The sequence below is a fragment of the Pararhizobium sp. A13 genome (assembly GCF_040126305.1).
Classification (GTDB): Bacteria; Pseudomonadota; Alphaproteobacteria; order Rhizobiales; family Rhizobiaceae; genus Pararhizobium.
Map to the genome: position 1 here is coordinate 372,124 of NZ_CP149511.1, position 16,868 is coordinate 388,991.

Here is a 16,868-nt window from a genome sequence, read left to right on the forward strand (position 1 = left end):
TCAAAGCCGCGCGACGGCGGGCGCGGCTTTGAAGACTGGGCGCGGGGATGGTTGTCGTTCCCTCTCAACCAGCCTCGCGCCTTCTCCTTTCAATCCCAGCCTTTTGAAGTCACAGGAACACGATCATGGTTCTCGACAACGCTCTGCTTGCCGTCGATGGTCTGAAGGCAACCTATAATCATGCCATCACGGCGCTTGCCGGCGTCAGCTTCACTTTGGCGCGCGGCGAGATCCTGGCGCTTCTCGGAGCCAATGGCGCCGGCAAGACGACGACGCTCAAGGCTCTATCCAATCTGCTTCCCGCAGAACGTGGACAGATCGTTTCCGGCAGCATCCGGTTCGAAGGTCTCGATGTCGCAAGGACGAGCCCCACCGATCTCGTGCGGGCCGGACTTGTCCAGGTCCTTGAAGGTCGCCATTGCTTCCGCAGCCTGACGGTCGAGGAAAATCTCGTCTCCGGCGGGCTCGGCCGGAGCAGCTCACGCACGGAAATCGCTGAGGATCTCGAGAAGGTTTACGCGCATTTTCCCAGGCTGAAGGAAAAGCGCCGGGCGCTTTCCGGCCTGACGTCGGGTGGCGAGCAACAGATGACGGCGATCGGCCGGGCGCTGATGTCGCGGCCTCGCCTGCTGGTGCTCGACGAGCCATCCATGGGATTGGCGCCGATTGTCGTCCAGGACATTTTCCACGCGCTGCGCCGTCTCAACCGTGACGAGGGGCTCTCGATCCTCGTGGCAGAACAGAACTCTGCCGTCGCGCTGAAATATGCCCATCGCGCCATCATCCTCGAAAATGGTGTGACCGTGCTTGCCGGCGATGCGCGGGATCTGCGCGAGCGTGATGACGTGAAGTCTTTCTATCTCGGCCAGAAGACGGTGGCTCCGGCCATCCCGGCCCTTGCCAGTTAAAACCACCCAATCCAAGAGGAGAAACCAAACATGACCCTTTCCAACATCATCACCGAGAATGCCGCAAAGGCCGTGCCGCCGGTTCCGCGTCCCGCCGAGGCCGCCCACATCATCAAGACCGATGCCGAAGCGATCGCTGTCGCCAAGGCACTCGCGGCCGAGTTCATCAAGGAGTCAGCCGCACGCGACCGCGAGCGGATCTGGCCCGTCAAGGAACTGGACGCTTTCTCGCAGAGCGGGCTTTGGTCGATAAACGTGCCGAAGACATTCGGCGGCCCCGAAGTCTCCTATGCGACACTCGCGAAGGTGATCGAGATCATCTCGGCAGCCGACTCTTCCATCGGCCAGATCGCCCAGAACCATCTGGGCGTCGTTGCCGCCATCCGGACCGTTTCTGACGCCGACCAGCAGAAGCTGCTCTTCGCAGAGGTTTTGAAGGGTACGCGGTTCGGCAACGCCTTTTCTGAATTTGGCTCCAAGCGTGCCGTCGATTTCGAAACCCGGTTTGTCGATGCCGGCGATCATGTCGTCGTCAACGGCCAGAAGTTCTACTCGTCCGGCGCACTGCTTGCCCATCTCGTGCCGATCGTCGCGCTCGATGACGAGGGCAGGGCCTGGTATGCAATCGCCGAGCGCGATGCGCCGGGCTTGACGGTCATCGACGACTGGTCCTCCTTCGGCCAGCGTACTACCCTGTCGGGCACGGTCTTGCTCAACAACGTCAAAGTGCCGAAGACGCATCTCGTGCCCGGCTACAAGGGCTATGAAGTGCCGACCGCGGACGGGGCGATCTTCCAGATCATCCAGGTTGCGGTCGATACAGGCATCGCTCAAGCCGCGATCGACGAGACGATCAGTTTCGTGCGCACCAAGAGTCGGGCCTGGGTGGATTCCGGCGTCGATAATGCGTGGGACGATCCCTACACGATCCAGGCGATCGGCGACCTGACACTGCGGCTCCATGCGGCCCAGGCACTACTGGAAAGAGCAGGCTACGCCATTGATCGCGCTATTCTCGACGCGAACGCTGAGACCGTCGCGGAGGCGCAGATCGTCACGGCCGAAGCAAAGATACTCTCCACGGAAATCGCAATTGCGGCCACGAACAAACTGTTCGAACTGGCCGGCACGCGCTCGACGCTTGCCGAACACGGTCTCGATCGCCATTGGCGCAATGCCCGCACACACACGCTGCACGACCCCGTCCGCTGGAAGTATTCGATCCTTGGGAAGTACTTCCTCAACGGCGAAAAGCCGCCGCTCCACGCCTGGAGCTGACCATAGCTTGGGCAGGGGGCGGGCGATCGCGCCGTCTTCCCTGCCTGTCGACTACCGGTGGATTGGCCCTGGCTGAAAAGTGTTGTAAGGGCGCGCAGCTCCTCGACGCCAGGGTGTCGGACCTGTTCCCGGCGATGGACACCATGATATCCTTCTGGATCTGCGTCAGTGCCATGTATCCGGGATACTGGTCAAGTTTCTGTATTTATTGCCGGACAACCGCGACACCGTTGGGTCAAACAGGCCCGACGCTGGCAACCGCGGCCCAGGACGCAACTGGGGTATCATGCGCACGAGTTTGCGCATAGCTGGGGGAAACAGGCATATCCATTCGAAGGTCCTTTATCAGTGAGAGCGTTCGGCCGGAGGCGTGAGCTGCCGGCCGAGGTTCGTCATCCAAACTTCACAAGGTTGAGTGCGGGGAGCGGACCGCCCGGGAACTGCACGAGCTTTCCGCCGACCGAGACCGGACCGAGATCGATCCCCGCGAAGCCCAGCTTGGCGATCAGTGCACCAACTTCGGCTTTCGACCTCGCGTCGTCCCCCGAGTAGAAGAGGACGCGGCTTCCACCCTCGGCGCGCGGATCACCAGAGAGCAGATGCGGAGGGAGATGGTTGAAGGCCTTTACGACACGAGCACCCGGGACCAAGTCAGCGAAGACTTCCGTCGACAGACGGCCATTGAGTTCCGCTGGCTGGAAGAGCGGACGCTCGATCGGGTTGTTGGCGTCGATCACGATGCGGCTGGCCCAATCGGGAAGGTCCAACAATGCCTTTGGCAACTTCGACCACGGGACGGCGACCAGCACAAGATCGGCCTGGGCAGCCTCTTCGATAGTGCCTGCCGTGATGTGTGGAGTCAGTTCGCGTGCGAAGTCCCGAAGCGTGTCGGGACCGCGGCTGTTGGAGATCGTTGCGGCGATCCCGTTTCGTGCAAGCGCGCGGGCGAATGCGGAGCCGATTTCGCCGGCACCAATGATGCCAATAGACATTGGTGGTCTCCAGGTGGGATTGATGATCAGGCGGTGAAGCCGCCATCGGCGACGATGTCAGCACCGGTCACGAAGGCAGCCTCCGGGCTGGCGAGATAGGCCACGACGCTGGCGACCTCGTAGTCCTTGCCGTAGCGTCCGATTGCCATGCCGGGGCCGACGATCTTCGAGACGGGACCTCCATCGGGATTCATGTCGGTGTCGGTCGGGCCGGGGTGCACGGTGTTCACGGTGATACCCTTGGGACCAAGGTCTCGCACGAGGCTGCGGTTGAAGCCGGCAACGGCTCCCTTCGTCAGCGTATAGAGAGAGGCTGTCGGAAAGGCTGCATAGCGGACCATCGACGAACCGATATGGATGATCCGGCCGCCCGACTTCATACGGCGTGCAGCTTCCTGCGTGCCGACGAACACACCGGTCACATTGACCGCGATCATGCGCTCGTAGTCTTCGAACTTGATGTCCTCGATCGGACCACCGAGTGCGATGCCGGCATTGTTGACGAGGATATCGAGGGAGCCGAACGTTTCCTCCGTCTTGGCCACTGCGGCCCGTACGGATTCAGGGTTCCCGGAGTCGGCGTGGATGGCGATGGCGCGACCGCCAGCGCTTTCGATGTCCGTCACGACTGCGGCTGCCTTCTCCGGCGATGCGCTGTAGGTGATGGCGACAGCGGCTCCATCTGCCCCAAGGCGCTTTGCGATGGCTGCGCCGATAGAGCGCGAACCGCCCGTGACGAGGGCGGTCTTGCCGGACAGTTTCAGAGAGGTGTTGGTCATTGCGATCACTCCGTTGCTTGGTTTCAATGGAGTGAATATCGCCCTCTTATTGCTCTATGATTAGTGACAATTGACTGTTATTAATTTCAAGTAATCATTGAAAGATGCCTCATGGAAACCCTGGCAAATCTGGAGTCCTTCGTCCGCAGCGCGGAGCTCGGCAGCTTCTCTTCTGCAGCCCGCAGGCTGGGTTTGACGCCAGCCGCGGTGAGTAGGAATGTCGCCACCCTCGAATCCAACTTGAAGCTCCGACTATTCCAGCGCAGCACGCGGAGTCTGACACTTACGGAGGCGGGCGAGCGCTTCCTTCATTCGGTCCGTGATCACCTGGAGAGCCTTCAAGGTGCGATTGCCGAGGCATCCAACGAACAGGCCGAACCGGCAGGTGTGCTGAGACTGAGCATGAGCCCCACATTTGGAGTTGAGTATGTTCTCCCCAAGCTGCCCGAGTTCATGAGCCGATACCCGCTGATAAGGCCGGAATGGATGTTCGAGAACCGGCAGGTGGACCTGATCGCCGAGGGATACGATGCGGCGATTGGTGGCGGATTCGAGCTGACGCCGGGTATCATCGCAAAGACTCTTGCCTCGGCCCACATTATCGCTGTTGCCTCGCCGTCATACATGCAGGATCGGGTTCCGCCTCACGACCCATCCGGCCTAACTGAGCTAGACGGCATCGTCATGCGTTCATTGCGGACAGGTCGAATTCGGCAGTGGCAGATGAGAAACGTCGCAGGTGAAGAGCAGTCATCGGCGCTGAAGGAAAGGATCGTCGTCAACGACCCAGCCGCAATGCGATCAGCTGCGGTTCTGGGGCTTGGCGTCGCCATGATCGCGAAACCGGACGCCTTACCTTACCTGGAGAACGGTGAACTCGTCCGGTTGATACCTGCATGGTACGCGGACGCTGGTCCGATTTCGATTTACTATGCGAACCGAACCTTACTTCCGACCAAAACTCGCGTTTTTATTGATTTCATCGGCGAGGTCTTTCAACGCGAAAGGTGGCCAGAACGGTTTGCAGGTACGCTGGGCTAGTGTCCGCTGTCGCTGGCGCTCTTTGGACGAAGTCCGTTTGTAAGCGCTAAGCGCAGGGCTGCAATTAAACGCGGTCGACGTCTGCACCTTAAACTTCTACAAGTTGGGGATTTTTTCAGGAATTGCTCTTTTGATTCAGTGGCGTAGGACGACGTTGGTGGACTTTGCTACCTAATGCCGCGACGATCAACCCCCGTCCACCCACCTTGCCGCGGCGATCTTGCGCGCTCGCCCGCCTTCCCAATCGTAGGACAATAGTCCCCCTCCTTCGTCCAGAGGAAACGGCTAGCTCGGCGAGCTAGGCCTGTGGCTTGATGCTAACGATCGCTCCGGCCCTTCTCAGGAAGGTGATGTGTTCGCATAGTTCGTTGCGGATTGCTGTTCCCGCCACCGCCGCCTGGCCCACGGCCTGACTAATCTGGGCAAACCGAGAACGACGTCGCCTGCGATGTAGGGCCTGGAACCGCTTGTCCGTATCTGGTGAACCTGTACGCCAAGTGCGAAGTGGCTGAAATAGGTGCCCCGTTTTGCCGACTGGAGTAATGGATCAGATCGTGACCTGCTCCCCTATTTCCACAACCCGGTTGGCGGGAAGCTTGAAATACGTCGACGGGTCGATCCCAAGGCCTGCAAGCGCGATGTAGATGTTATCCTGCCACCTGGGCAGACCGGAATTCGGATCGCCGATCAGCGTCCGTCGTCCGAGATAGAAGGACGTCTGCATGATTTCGAACTTGAAGCCCGCCTTCTTGCAGAGTGCGAGCGCCTTCGAAACGTTGGGTTCGTCCATGAAGCCGAAGGACAGTTCGAGCCTGGTAAACCGTTCAGTCAGCTTCGTCATCGTCACGCGGCTCTCTTCCGGGACATAAGGTTTTTCTGACGTCCGGACGGTGAGGATGACGTTCTTCTCATGAAGTACGTGGTTGTGTTTGATGTTGTGCAGCAGCACTGCGGGCGTCTTGTCGCCGACGCTGGTCAGGAAAATGGCCGTGCCTGGAACCGTGACAGGGGCATGATCTGACTTTTCGATGGAGCGGATGAATGTCTCAAGCGGGATGTCGTGACGGGCCGTCTTTTCGCGAAGCAGGTGCGAGCCTCGTGTCCAGGTCCACATGATAATCATCATTGAGATCGCGAGCATGACCGGGACCCAACCACCATCGTGGATTTTAAGCAGGTTGGCACCGAGGAACACTGCCTCAAGGACAAGCAGGGGTAGGAGCACCGCCCCGGCCGTGAGGACGGACCAACCCCACGCAGTCCGCAGGAACTGAAAGGACATCAGCGTCGTCACCACCATCGCGCCAGTGACCGAGATGCCGTAGGCGGTGGCGAGCGACTCGGAGTCTCCGAAAGCGAAAATCAGGACGATGACGCCGACGAAGAGGAGGATGTTCACAGCCGGCACGTAGATCTGGCCCGTATTCGTCTCGGAAGTGAAGGTGATCTGGAGTCTCGGCAGGAAGCCGAGATGAACAGCCTGGCGAGCGAGCGAGAACGCGCCGGTGATGACCGCCTGGCTGGCGATGATCGTAGCCATCGTTGCCAGAATGACGACGGGGAGAAGCGCCCACTCCGGGTACATTCGGTAAAATGGGTTGTCGGCCGCCTCGGGATGGGCAAGGACGAAGGCCCCCTGACCGAGATAGTTCAGCGCCAGGGCGGGAAACACCAGGATGAACCAAGCAGTCTGAATGGGCTTGCGTCCGAAGTGACCGAGGTCAGCATAGAGCGCCTCCGCCCCCGTTACCGTAAGGAACACCGCGCCGAGCACGATGAGGCCGACAAAGCCAGCATGGGTGATGAACCAGAGCGCGTTGAGGGGGTTTAGCGCCTGGAGGATCGTCGCGTCGTCGCCGATGTGCAGTAGGCCGCCCCAGCCCATAGCCAGAAACCACACGACTGTGATCGGCCCGAAAAAGTTGGATACGGCGGCCGTGCCCTTGGACTGGGCTAGGAACAGGGCAGCCATGACGGCGGCGCTCATCGGCAGCACGTAGTCGGAGAGGGCGGGTGTCACGAGCTTGAGACCTTCGAGCGCGGACATGACCGATAGGGCGGGTGTGATCATCGCGTCGCCGATGAAGAGCGCCGCACCGATGATCCCCGCGAAAAACAGAAAAGGTAAATAGCTTCCCGACTTCTTCATCAGGAGCGCCAGCAGCGAGAGCGTACCGCCTTCACCGTCGTTGTCTGCTCGCAGAAGGAAGAGGACGTACTTGAAGGTGACAATGATCGTTAGTGTCCACACCATCAACGAGATGAGACCGACGACTTCGTCCTGGCTGACGCCATCGTGCGAGAACGGACGGAGGGCCTCGCGGAACGCGTAGAGAGGGCTGGTCCCGATGTCGCCATAGACGACGCCGATTGAGCCGAGGAGAAGGACGAGGAACTTGCGCGTTTCGGACGTCTCTTCCGACGCCACGGTGTGGGATTCAGTCATGCAGTCTCCGGCACAGTGGGCGTTTTCGGATCGACGGGCCTTTCGAACATATGGTGCACTGCGACATGTCCGGCAAATGCTATCCTAGACCGTCCGCGGAGTCACCGTTAACTCCGTGGTGTCACCAGGCTGATGCAGCCATCTTCAGGCAATTGATAGCGTGCCTCTTGAACCGGATGAAGACAGCCTACATCTATGGCCCATCACCCGTTTCGATTGCCTCCTGCAACGACGATGTCGTGCGCTCGAGGTTATCCGGGTCGGCGAGGGCGCTCCCCGAAAGGGTCGAGCGCCCTTTGCATTTCAAAGCCTGCGAACGGCAGTGAGCTCCGAGTTGGACGTTCGCGGTTCACCCACCGAACAAGCCAGGCGGTGTTCCAGCATCACGATGTCCCGTGCTACGTTCCCGCAATCTTCAACAAATCAGGAAACCTCGACCCCATGCCTGACCAGGATGGCAGTATATTCGACTATGTGGGCATCCTCGCCGTATTTCTTCTCGTAGCCGCGAACGGCTTCTTCGTCGCCGCGGAATTCTCGCTGGTCTCGGTCAGGCGGAGCAGGGTCACCGAACTGGTCAGCGCGGGCAGGATGAACTCAACTGCACTGCAGAGGGCGGTCGACAACCTCGACGCCAATCTTGCCGCCACCCAGCTCGGCATCACCATTTCGTCGCTGGCTCTGGGCTGGGTCGGGGAACCCGCCTTGGCGCATCTCATCGAACCGCTTCTGGCGTTCTTGCCCGGCACATGGGCAACCGCGAGTTCGCACGCGATCGCGATCGCAATCGCGTTTATCATCATCACGGCGCTCCATATCGTCCTCGGAGAGCTGGCACCCAAGAGCCTCGCCCTCCAGCGCAGCGAGGGAACGGCACTTGCCGTAGTGCGCCCCCTCGGCTTCTTCCTCGTGGTGCTCAAGCCTGCGATCATGACGCTCAACGGTCTCGGCAACCTTGTCCTTAGGCTGGTCGGACTCCGTCCCGGAACGGGCGAGTCGTCACTCCATTCGGCGGACGAACTGAAGCTTCTCGTCGCCGAGAGCCAGGAGGGAGGTCTTCTTGACGTCGCCCAGCAGCAATTGGTCGAGCGGGTGTTCAACATCGGCGACCGCCACATCTCCGATATCATGACGCCGCGGCTTGACGTCGACTGGATCGACGCCGACGATAGCCTGGAGGACATGCTCACGACCATCCGCGAATCGCATCACGATCAGCTTGTGGTCTCTCGTGGCACGATCGATGAACCAATCGGAATGGTCTTGAAAAAGGACCTGCTGATCCAGGTTCTCAACGGTGGCACGATCGATCCCATGGCGGTAATCAAGCAGCCCCTTGTCCTACACGAGTCAACGCCGGTCTTTCGCGTCCTCGACAACTTCAAGGCATCGCCCGTGCGCCTCGCCATCGTGATCGATGAATACGGAAGCTTGGAAGGCATCGTCACGCAGACGGACCTGCTCGAGGCGATCGCCGGAGACCTACCCGGCTCCGAGGGGGAACTCCCCAACGTGGTGGAGAGAACGGATGGGTCGTTGCTGATGGAAGGATCGATGCCCGCTTACGAGGCATTCCAACGTCTGGACCTCGGCGATGGTCCAGATGATGGCGACTTCCACACGCTCGCGGGCTTCGCCCTCTATAAGTTGAAGCATCTGCCTGTGGTGGGCGAGACGTTCCAGCACGACATATGGTCCTTCGAGGTCATCGACATGGACGGACGGCGGATCGACAAGATATTAGCCAAACGCATTCCCGAGGTATAAAAGGGCCGACGCGATTGCCGCGGCGCCCCGATGTCGAGGATGTCGATGCCGAGATGCATTTCCGTGACCGCCGAGCGGCAGCACTGCGTGACCGGTGGGGCTTGTCTGGGCGCAATACGCTCTCGACGATCGCGACAACATCTTCAGTTACACCGAAACAGAGAATCCGAGGGCTGCCGTTCACGTCGACGAGGAGATTGTCCGCGCGGCACGTCGTCGCCTCAACTTTCCCGAAAGCGGACTGGCCGGATTGCCGGAACACGTGCTCGGTATCCTCCGAACACCCAATATTGCCGCCTATGCGGTGATGACTGATTGGATTCGCGTTATACGTGTTTTGCATGACGCCCAGACATGGCCCGTCGAGATCGAAGGCGAGTAGTCTTACGACTGACAGCACCGCCCATTACCTGCCATAGCCCTCGAAGAACGCAGTCATTTCTTCGGCATAAGCGGTCGGCTCATTTGGGCATACTGAATCGGCAGGAAACCACAAGGAGGTGGGGTTTCGCCGCTTCGCGGGAATGTTTCGGAGGCTCAGGAACTCTTGTGTTCGCCGTCAACGAGTTTCTACGCGGCTCCAGCAACGCCTCAACATAACACAGCTACCCAAAAGGCGTACTGCGCTGCAGTAATTCGGCAACCGTACATTCTTCGTTCCACGATGGTTCACGAGGCTTATTAGCAGGTCCTTAGTGACCTCGTCACCTTGGCTCTACTTTCTTACATCGCGGTGCTGTTTGGTAACGCTAGAAGACCCAAACCGCATGTGACCTTGCCTCCGCTTTATCCAGTTTTGAACTCGCTCCAGCGGTTTTTGGTTGCTGTATTTGGGGCGTTAGCGGCGGGTTGTGGTCACAATCCCGTAGGATTCTTGTCAGTTCTGGTGCTATTGATAGAAACCATGGACATCCCGCGAGAATTCAGCCCGTGATGCCGGCGCGGTGTAAAACATATGTCCGCCCCGATAGAGCTTAAGCTCCACTCGGGTCGCGCCAAGATCCGGCGGTAGATGGTCGAGAACGTACTTGCTAAAACCGTAGGGTGTCAGCGCGTCGCTATATCCATGCGCCACCATCACCCGAAACTGGGGAATTACCGATAGGAGGTCGCGGATATCGGACACTGCGGTAGCTGTCATGCGGTTGTCGGCCCCCCGATCACCTTTCCATTCCCAGCGGCGGTTCACATCCTCGTTCAGCAGGGTGTAGGTCATATCGGTTCTGAAGGCGAGTTCATCACGGGCGTAAGCGGCAAAGGCAGCTCCGTAGGCCCGCGTATAGCCATCGAGCACCGGATCTTCGTTCTGGTCGGCGGCCGCTTCGGGATAGGCATCGACCACCGAATGTGCCGCGTCGTAGGGACTGACAACCCGGCGAGCTCCCGCCGATTTCTTCTTGTAGGTGTCGCCGATGAAGCCGCGTGTTTGCCGGATTGCCTCCTGCGGGATACCCGTGAGCGCCGACACGCGAGAGTAGAGCAGTTCCGCTGAAGCCCCTTGGGGAGAAGGACCTGCGAGCGAGGCAAGATAGTCGGTCATGGCAAAACGTTCGGCCTCCATCACGAGGTTCTGATCGAACTTATTTTTCCTCTCAAGCTCTGCAGCGGCAAGCGATGGCAAGCGCAGGGCAGCGGTGAGTGGATCGTCGCTAGCGCTCCACAGAAACCGGCCCTCGATCATCGGTGAGACCATGACGATGCCTGAAACAATTATTCCCTGGATATCTTTAAGGGCCGAAGCGACCTTCACGGCGCGAAATCCGCCGTAACTTTCGCCAACGAGATATTTCGGAGAAGGCACGCGTCCGTTCTTCTGCGCGTAGAGGGCGATGACCTTGGCGAGGCTCTCGGCGTCCTGACGAACCCCGTAGAAGCTTGTGGCAATATCGTTGCTGGCCGCACGGCTCCAGCCGGTCCCTACCGGATCGATCAGGACGAGATCGGTGAATGTCAGCCAGCTATCCGGATTGTCGTTGAGAGATGGCCGAGTGCCATCGTCCTGACGTTCCCCGAACTCAAGCGCGCGCGGACCGACCAGGCCGAGATGAAGATAGGCCGAAGCAGCGCCCGGCCCTCCGTTGAACACGAAGGTGAGCGGTCGGTCGATAGGGCGATCCTTCGCGACGTAGGCGGTATAGTAGATTATGGCGGAGCGTTCACCGTTCTGCCCTAACACGTCGAGAGTGCCTGCTGTCGCCGTATAAGGCAGCGTTTCGGTGCTGAGCTTCAGGCTATGCTGAGTGACGGAGTCCGGCGGAATGAGGCTGAAAATTCCGCCCGGTGCGCTTTGCTCCGGCGACGGACGATCGTCCGGCTCCTGTGCCGACACTGACGTGACGAGAAGCGCGAACAACAGCGCGACGATTTGGGTAATATGAAACACACGCAAGATCCAGCTCCTCCATGGTCGCGCCGTGCAGAGGACTGTAATGCGGGCGGCGCCGTCCGGAGAACTCAACTCATGTTGATCAGCAAAAAGCCCGCCGCGTCTGGCAGAGCAAATGGCGTGCTGTGGTCCGGGCAAGCGACGAGGCGGTGCTCGATTGTGGGACCGAATTCCTTTTCCGGCAAGGATTCCGGCCGGCCGAGATGTCACGCCCTCGAGGCAATACTATGTTCCGCCAGTCTCGCCCCAAAAGCCAGCAACCTTCCTCACAGTTTCTATGCCGACAGAGTTATTCCGGCGCGCCGACCTATCGCAACGCGCGTTCTAACCCATGACCGCGCCGTACATCCTCTCCGCCTTGGCGATCATATCTGGGGGTCTAGCGCTCTACCGGCCGACCTTCTCACCGTCCAATTGCGATGAAAAAAACTTAAGGATTCGCCGATGTAGGCGCATACTGTCTAGTCGCCAGCCGGAGGAACCAACATGCAGCCGATCAAAGCCCCGAAGCACGATGGCGACTACGACTACCGATTCCTCGATTGTCAGGAAGCGATTGAGAATAAGTTTCAACAGGTCATGGAAGAAGCAATCCGCGCCGGATGAACGCTTGAAGAGGCGGCGGCGCACTTGTCGAAGTTGCCGATTTGCTGAGGGAGCTGGCGATCGAAAATAAAAAGGCGAACGACGATACTGCGAACTGAATCGCTCTAGACTCTCTCCCCTTGATCTTTGTCGCCTATTTCGTTTTGCGCTAGTTTCTTCCAATTCGTTCGAACCGAAGGTACGTCATGACTCTCTCATTTCCCAATAGTGCCCGCAGTTATGACGAAACCCACAGGCGCGTTCGCTTTACCGGTTACGATGGAATGTTTGAGGTCAAATGTTTCGTGACCGTCGATGTTCTCGCCAGGGGATTGGCTCTGAGAACCCCGGCAGCAGAACGAGACTATCTCGAAGCCTTCGACAGGATGCGGGCAATAATCCTGGACGCGGCGAAGCGCGCGTACAACTCCAATGCGCAAGCCACAGTTCTGTTGGATGTATCGAACTTCAGGTAAACCGTGAACGACGCAACGCCGTGCGCGGCGTTGCGTCGCGAGCAAGAGGCCCGGCGTCAAAAGTTCGGCCACACTGTCGCCTGCACCAGACGCGCGCTGGCCGCAAAAGACAATCACAGCCCAGCCGCCACTTATCGAGGTGGCGGCTTTCGCCCTTGACGCAGTAGATGACGAGATGTTCTCAGGGATTAGTTAGCCGCGGAATACTCTACGCGCTTCCCTGCGTTCTGTGTTGTCGCGGATCGAACGGTTTTGAGTTTGCGGCGCTTCTCGCTGTAGTGGTGTAACTGCACGTCTTGGAGAAAAGTTCCTCGTCATCTCGAAAGGGGGGCGGCCGAAGTTTCTGCTCGGCCCAACACGTTCGACCTCAAAGCGTCAGATTTCGAAGTGCCAAGTTGGACAGAGATGAAGTCTGTGCCAGTCGCTCACGATACTCGTCGAAGCCAGGGGCCAAGTGGATCATGGGGACGGTCTCATCTCATAAATCCCCGCTCAAACGTGATGCAGCAACATCGGTCAACTTTTCGTCAACGATCGCGCTTGTCCACTTTTCTCGCCAAGCACAGATTGTCTTCTGATCTTCCTCAAGGTTCGTCGCAAAAAGCTTCCGGATCGTTTGATGAATTTCGCCGAGGATAGCGAAAAAGCCGCGAACGGCGACCGTGACAATCTAGGTTAGGAACGAAATTAGGAGCCGGTTCAGTCAACCGGCTCCGTCAATACAATCAGCTACCTAGCTGAAGAAACTGGTTCCCCGGGCCGCGACGCGAATGTCGCGCCGGAAATCCGAAGGCGGCATGCCGGCAATCTGCCGGAAAGCCTTGTTGAAGGCACTCACCGAACCGAAGCCGCTATCCAGCGCCACCTGCAGAATGCTGTCGTTGCAATTTATCAGCATGGCTTGCGCCCGCGAAAGGCGCAGCAGGGTCAAGTACTTGATCATCGTCATACCCGTCGACTTGCGAAACAGGTTCATGGCGTATTTCGGATGCAATCCGGCTGCTGCGGCGATATCGACTGCATCGATCTCCTCGAGAAAGTTGGCAGCGATGAAATCGCACATGCGCTCGACGCCGGACGACGGCGAAACCGAGGAGTTCTCGGCCGTGCATGCCTTGCCGGACGAAACGATCGTGTAAGGCTCCATGAACATTCGCTCGACGCGCAGCAGCAGTTCTTCCACCGCATGCTGGGCCTTTATCTCGTCTCCGGAGTTAGCCCAGCTACGCCAGCGCGGAAAGTTACGGTCGTCGGCACAATCCGTCTTGGATGTAAGCATCGTAGCGCCGCCCATCAGCATTGCCGAGATTGCCGGCGGCAGCCGCATGCGGAAGAAATGCACCAGTGGCAGATGAGCGCCGGCATAGATGGAATCGTCGGAGGACTCGTCCATCCTGTGCGGCTGCCCGCCCCAGAACAGACATATCTGTCCGGCGCCGAGCCTGAGATCATGGTCGGCCATGCGATAGTGCACCGAGCCTTGCATCACGTAGTTTACTTCGATCTGCGCATGCCAATGCGCGCGCAGCATAGTCGGGGGATGGGCGTGGAAGAAATGCAACCGGGTTGGCATGCCCTCGATGCTGCGGGCACCCGGCTGGTTGATCGCTCGTTCGACCATCTTACTTTCCGCCAAATCCACATTCCCTTTGTACGAGACAGATTTTCGCCCGGTGATAATGTGCCCATGTTCGCTGAAGGACGACAATTGAAAAAGGGAGGTTTTCAATGTGCTTCAAGTGTTTCCGGCACGTCTCGATCTCCAGGGCGATCCCACCAACCAGTTCCCCGCGTCGCCGACAAAGGCCTTCCGGCACGCAGTGGCCGAGGCGAAGCCGACCTTTCCGTCCGCGTGGCTGTCGCGGAGCACCTCTATGTCTATGCCACCTTATCCGGTGAACCGCTGATCATCGGGAGGCCGGAATCGCGCCTGTCGGGCTCTTCGACAGACGCTGTTTCCCGTTCGATGCTGAAGGCACGCGGCTGCGCTGATCAATCCCCAGGACTGACCGAAAAGGATATTCCATGAGCTCAGAACAACCTATCCGTTGGGGTATCATCGGCCCTGGCACCATCGCGCGGACATTCGCAGAAGGGATTGCCCATTCCGCGACGGGCCGCCTGGTGGCCATCGCCACCCGCAATCCGGACAAGCCCCACCTCGGCGAGGACTTTCCGGGCGCGCGCATCGTGAAGGGTTACGACACGCTTGTCGCGGATCCGGGGATCGACGCGGTTTACATCGCCACGCCGCACACCAGCCATGCCGAATGGGCGATCAAAACGGTACGCGCCGGCAAGCATGTGCTGGTCGAAAAGCCGATGGCGCTTTCAGCGTTCGATGCGCAATCGATCTTCCACGAGGCGACAAAGGCCGGTGTCTTCGCCGGCGAAGCCTATATGTACAGGTTCCATCCGCAGACGGCCCGTCTCGTCGAACTGGTGCGGGACGGGACGATCGGCGAAGTGCGGATTATACGCTCGAGTTTCGGCTTCGACATGGGCGGTTATCGCCCTGAGCACCGTCTCTTTGCCAATGATCTCGCCGGCGGCGGCATTCTCGATGTCGGCGGCTACCCGGTCTCGATGGTGTGCATGCTCGCCGGTGCCGCCGAGAACAAGCCTTTCCTCGAACCGCTGACGGTGTCCGGCGCTGCCCGTCTGGGGCCGTCCGGCGTCGACGAGTGGGCGTCGGCGGTCCTCAAGTTCCCCAACGACATCGTCGCGGAGGTGTCCTGCTCGATCATGGCACAGCAGGACAACGTGCTGCGCATCATCGGTTCGAAAGGCCGCATCGAGGTGAAGGACTTCTGGTTCGCCTCGGGCAAGCACGGCGGGGTAGGTCGCATCGACATCATCAGGAGCGATGGACAGCAGGCAATCGAAGTCGAGGAGAAGCGCTATCTCTACTCGTTCGAGGTCGATGCGGTGGGCGAGGCGATCCGTGCTGGCCGCACCCGGTTCACCTTCCCCGGCATGAGCGCTGAAGATACGTGCGCCAATCTGCGCGTTCTCGATCGGTGGCGCGCATCCGTTGGTCTCGAGTACGGGATCGAGACGGCCGCCAGGCGGACCGCCAACATAGCGGGCGCGGCAGTCGTCTCGGGCAAGAACGTCCCCAAACGGCAGATCCCCGGCGTGGCCAAGCCAGCCTCCACGGTTGCGCTCGGCTTCGAGTTCTTCCCGAGTTTCGCCTCTGCCTCGCTGACGCTCGATGCCTTCTACGAGGCGGGCGGAAACCTGTTCGACACCGCATTCGTCTACGGTGCCGGCAAGACCGAGAGCATTTTCGGCGATTGGTTTACGAGCCGCAAGGTCAACCGTGAGGACATCGTCCTGATCGGCAAGGGTGCCCATTCGCCGCTCTGCTATCCGGACGTGATTGCTAAGCAATTGGATCAGTCGTTGGAGCGGCTGAAGACGGATTATGTTGATGTCTACTTCATGCATCGCGACAATCCGGACATCCCGGTCGGCGAATTCGTCGATGCCATGGACGCAGAGGTCCGGCGTGGGCGCATCCGGGGTATTTTCGGTGGGTCCAACTGGACGCGCGAACGCATGGACGAGGCCACCGTCTACGCCGAGAAAAACGGCAAGGCGGCCCCGGCGGCCCTTTCCAACAACTTCTCGTTGGCGCAGATGCTCGATCCCATCTGGCCCGGCTGTGTCGCGGCGTCAGACGACGGCTGGAAAGTCTGGCTGAAGAAGCGGCAGATTCCCAACTTCGCCTGGTCGAGCCAAGGGAGGGGCTTTTTCACCGACAGGGCAGGGCGCGACAAGCATGACGACGAGGAAATCGTCCGGGTCTGGTATTCCGACCGCAATTTCGAACGCCGCGACCGCGCAATCGAACTCGCAAAGAAGCACGGCTGTAGCCCGATCCACATCGCCCTCGCCTATGTCATCGCCCAACCGTTCCCGATCATCCCGCTCATCGGTCCGCGGACTGTGGCGGAAGTGGAAGACAGCCTCAAGGCCATACAGATCACGCTTACTCCGGAAGAGGTGCGTTGGCTGGAAGGCTGATCGATTGGGCTGTGCTCTTTGCGCGCCCTTCGATTGCTGCCACCGCGCCCATAGCTATCGAGGCGTTTCAACCACTTCTGCTTGAAAGGGATTGAATGTTGCAGCAGTCATCAAGGCGGGCGGCCCTGGCTTCTGCATCGCGACAGAGATGCCGAAATTCGCGCATGGGAGATGTTACGGC

At 59.4% G+C, this 16,868-nt stretch carries 12 protein-coding genes and 1 pseudogene; 8 read left to right on the forward strand and 5 right to left on the reverse strand.

Annotation, left to right across the window (positions count from 1 at the left end; genetic code table 11):
- Positions 1-125: 125 nt before the first annotated feature.
- Together WI754_RS23305 and WI754_RS23310 are read left to right on the forward strand one after the other, a co-directional pair.
- On the forward strand, positions 126-908 hold the full coding sequence (locus tag WI754_RS23305) for an ABC transporter ATP-binding protein (RefSeq protein WP_341487665.1): 783 nt from the start codon (positions 126-128) through the stop codon (positions 906-908).
- A gap of 30 nt (positions 909-938) precedes the next feature.
- Entirely contained in the window at positions 939-2,186 is a 1,248-nt protein-coding gene (locus WI754_RS23310; protein WP_341487666.1) for an SfnB family sulfur acquisition oxidoreductase, read from the forward strand.
- Between the two features lie 392 nt (positions 2,187-2,578).
- On the opposite strand, the gene WI754_RS23315 is transcribed toward WI754_RS23310, so the two are convergent.
- Together WI754_RS23315 and WI754_RS23320 are read right to left on the reverse strand one after the other, a co-directional pair.
- Positions 2,579-3,178: an NAD(P)-binding domain-containing protein gene (locus tag WI754_RS23315; RefSeq protein ID WP_341487667.1), complete on the reverse strand. Its 600-nt coding sequence runs from the start codon at positions 3,176-3,178 to the stop codon at positions 2,579-2,581.
- Positions 3,179-3,204: 26 nt separating this feature from the next.
- On the reverse strand, positions 3,205-3,957 hold the full coding sequence (locus WI754_RS23320) for a 3-oxoacyl-ACP reductase family protein (protein ID WP_341487668.1): 753 nt from the start codon (positions 3,955-3,957) through the stop codon (positions 3,205-3,207).
- 111 nt (positions 3,958-4,068) lie between these two features.
- Between WI754_RS23320 and WI754_RS23325 the strand changes: the two genes are divergently transcribed.
- Complete coding sequence (locus WI754_RS23325; protein WP_341487669.1) at positions 4,069-4,998, forward strand: LysR family transcriptional regulator; 930 nt, start codon at positions 4,069-4,071, stop codon at positions 4,996-4,998.
- Between the two features lie 547 nt (positions 4,999-5,545).
- Here WI754_RS23325 and WI754_RS23330 read toward each other — a convergent pair.
- Positions 5,546-7,444, reverse strand: a complete 1,899-nt coding sequence (locus WI754_RS23330; RefSeq protein ID WP_341487670.1) for a potassium transporter Kup — start codon at positions 7,442-7,444, stop codon at positions 5,546-5,548.
- A gap of 441 nt (positions 7,445-7,885) precedes the next feature.
- Between WI754_RS23330 and WI754_RS23335 the strand changes: the two genes are divergently transcribed.
- Complete coding sequence (locus WI754_RS23335) at positions 7,886-9,211, forward strand: hemolysin family protein (protein ID WP_341487671.1); 1,326 nt, start codon at positions 7,886-7,888, stop codon at positions 9,209-9,211.
- A 94-nt stretch (positions 9,212-9,305) separates the two neighbouring features.
- On the forward strand, positions 9,306-9,593 hold the full coding sequence (locus tag WI754_RS23340) for a type II toxin-antitoxin system RelE/ParE family toxin (protein ID WP_341487672.1): 288 nt from the start codon (positions 9,306-9,308) through the stop codon (positions 9,591-9,593).
- 507 nt (positions 9,594-10,100) lie between these two features.
- Here WI754_RS23340 and WI754_RS23345 read toward each other — a convergent pair.
- Positions 10,101-11,735 (reverse strand): carboxypeptidase, encoded by a 1,635-nt coding sequence (locus WI754_RS23345; protein ID WP_349438048.1) that lies wholly within the window; start codon positions 11,733-11,735, stop codon positions 10,101-10,103.
- Positions 11,736-12,388: 653 nt separating this feature from the next.
- Between WI754_RS23345 and WI754_RS23350 the strand changes: the two genes are divergently transcribed.
- Complete coding sequence (locus tag WI754_RS23350) at positions 12,389-12,658, forward strand: DUF1488 domain-containing protein (RefSeq protein WP_341487673.1); 270 nt, start codon at positions 12,389-12,391, stop codon at positions 12,656-12,658.
- A 733-nt stretch (positions 12,659-13,391) separates the two neighbouring features.
- Here the strand turns inward: WI754_RS23350 and WI754_RS23355 are convergent.
- A complete protein-coding gene (locus WI754_RS23355) occupies positions 13,392-14,300 on the reverse strand; it encodes a helix-turn-helix domain-containing protein (protein ID WP_341487674.1) in 909 nt (302 codons plus the stop codon).
- A 177-nt stretch (positions 14,301-14,477) separates the two neighbouring features.
- On the opposite strand from WI754_RS23355, the pseudogene WI754_RS23360 reads away from it, so the two are divergent.
- Positions 14,478-14,650: pseudogene (locus WI754_RS23360) on the forward strand (sugar ABC transporter ATP-binding protein); the annotation flags it as partial.
- A gap of 33 nt (positions 14,651-14,683) precedes the next feature.
- Positions 14,684-16,687, forward strand: coding sequence for an aldo/keto reductase (locus WI754_RS23365; protein WP_341487675.1), 2,004 nt, complete (start codon positions 14,684-14,686; stop codon positions 16,685-16,687).
- Positions 16,688-16,868: the final 181 nt, after the last annotated feature.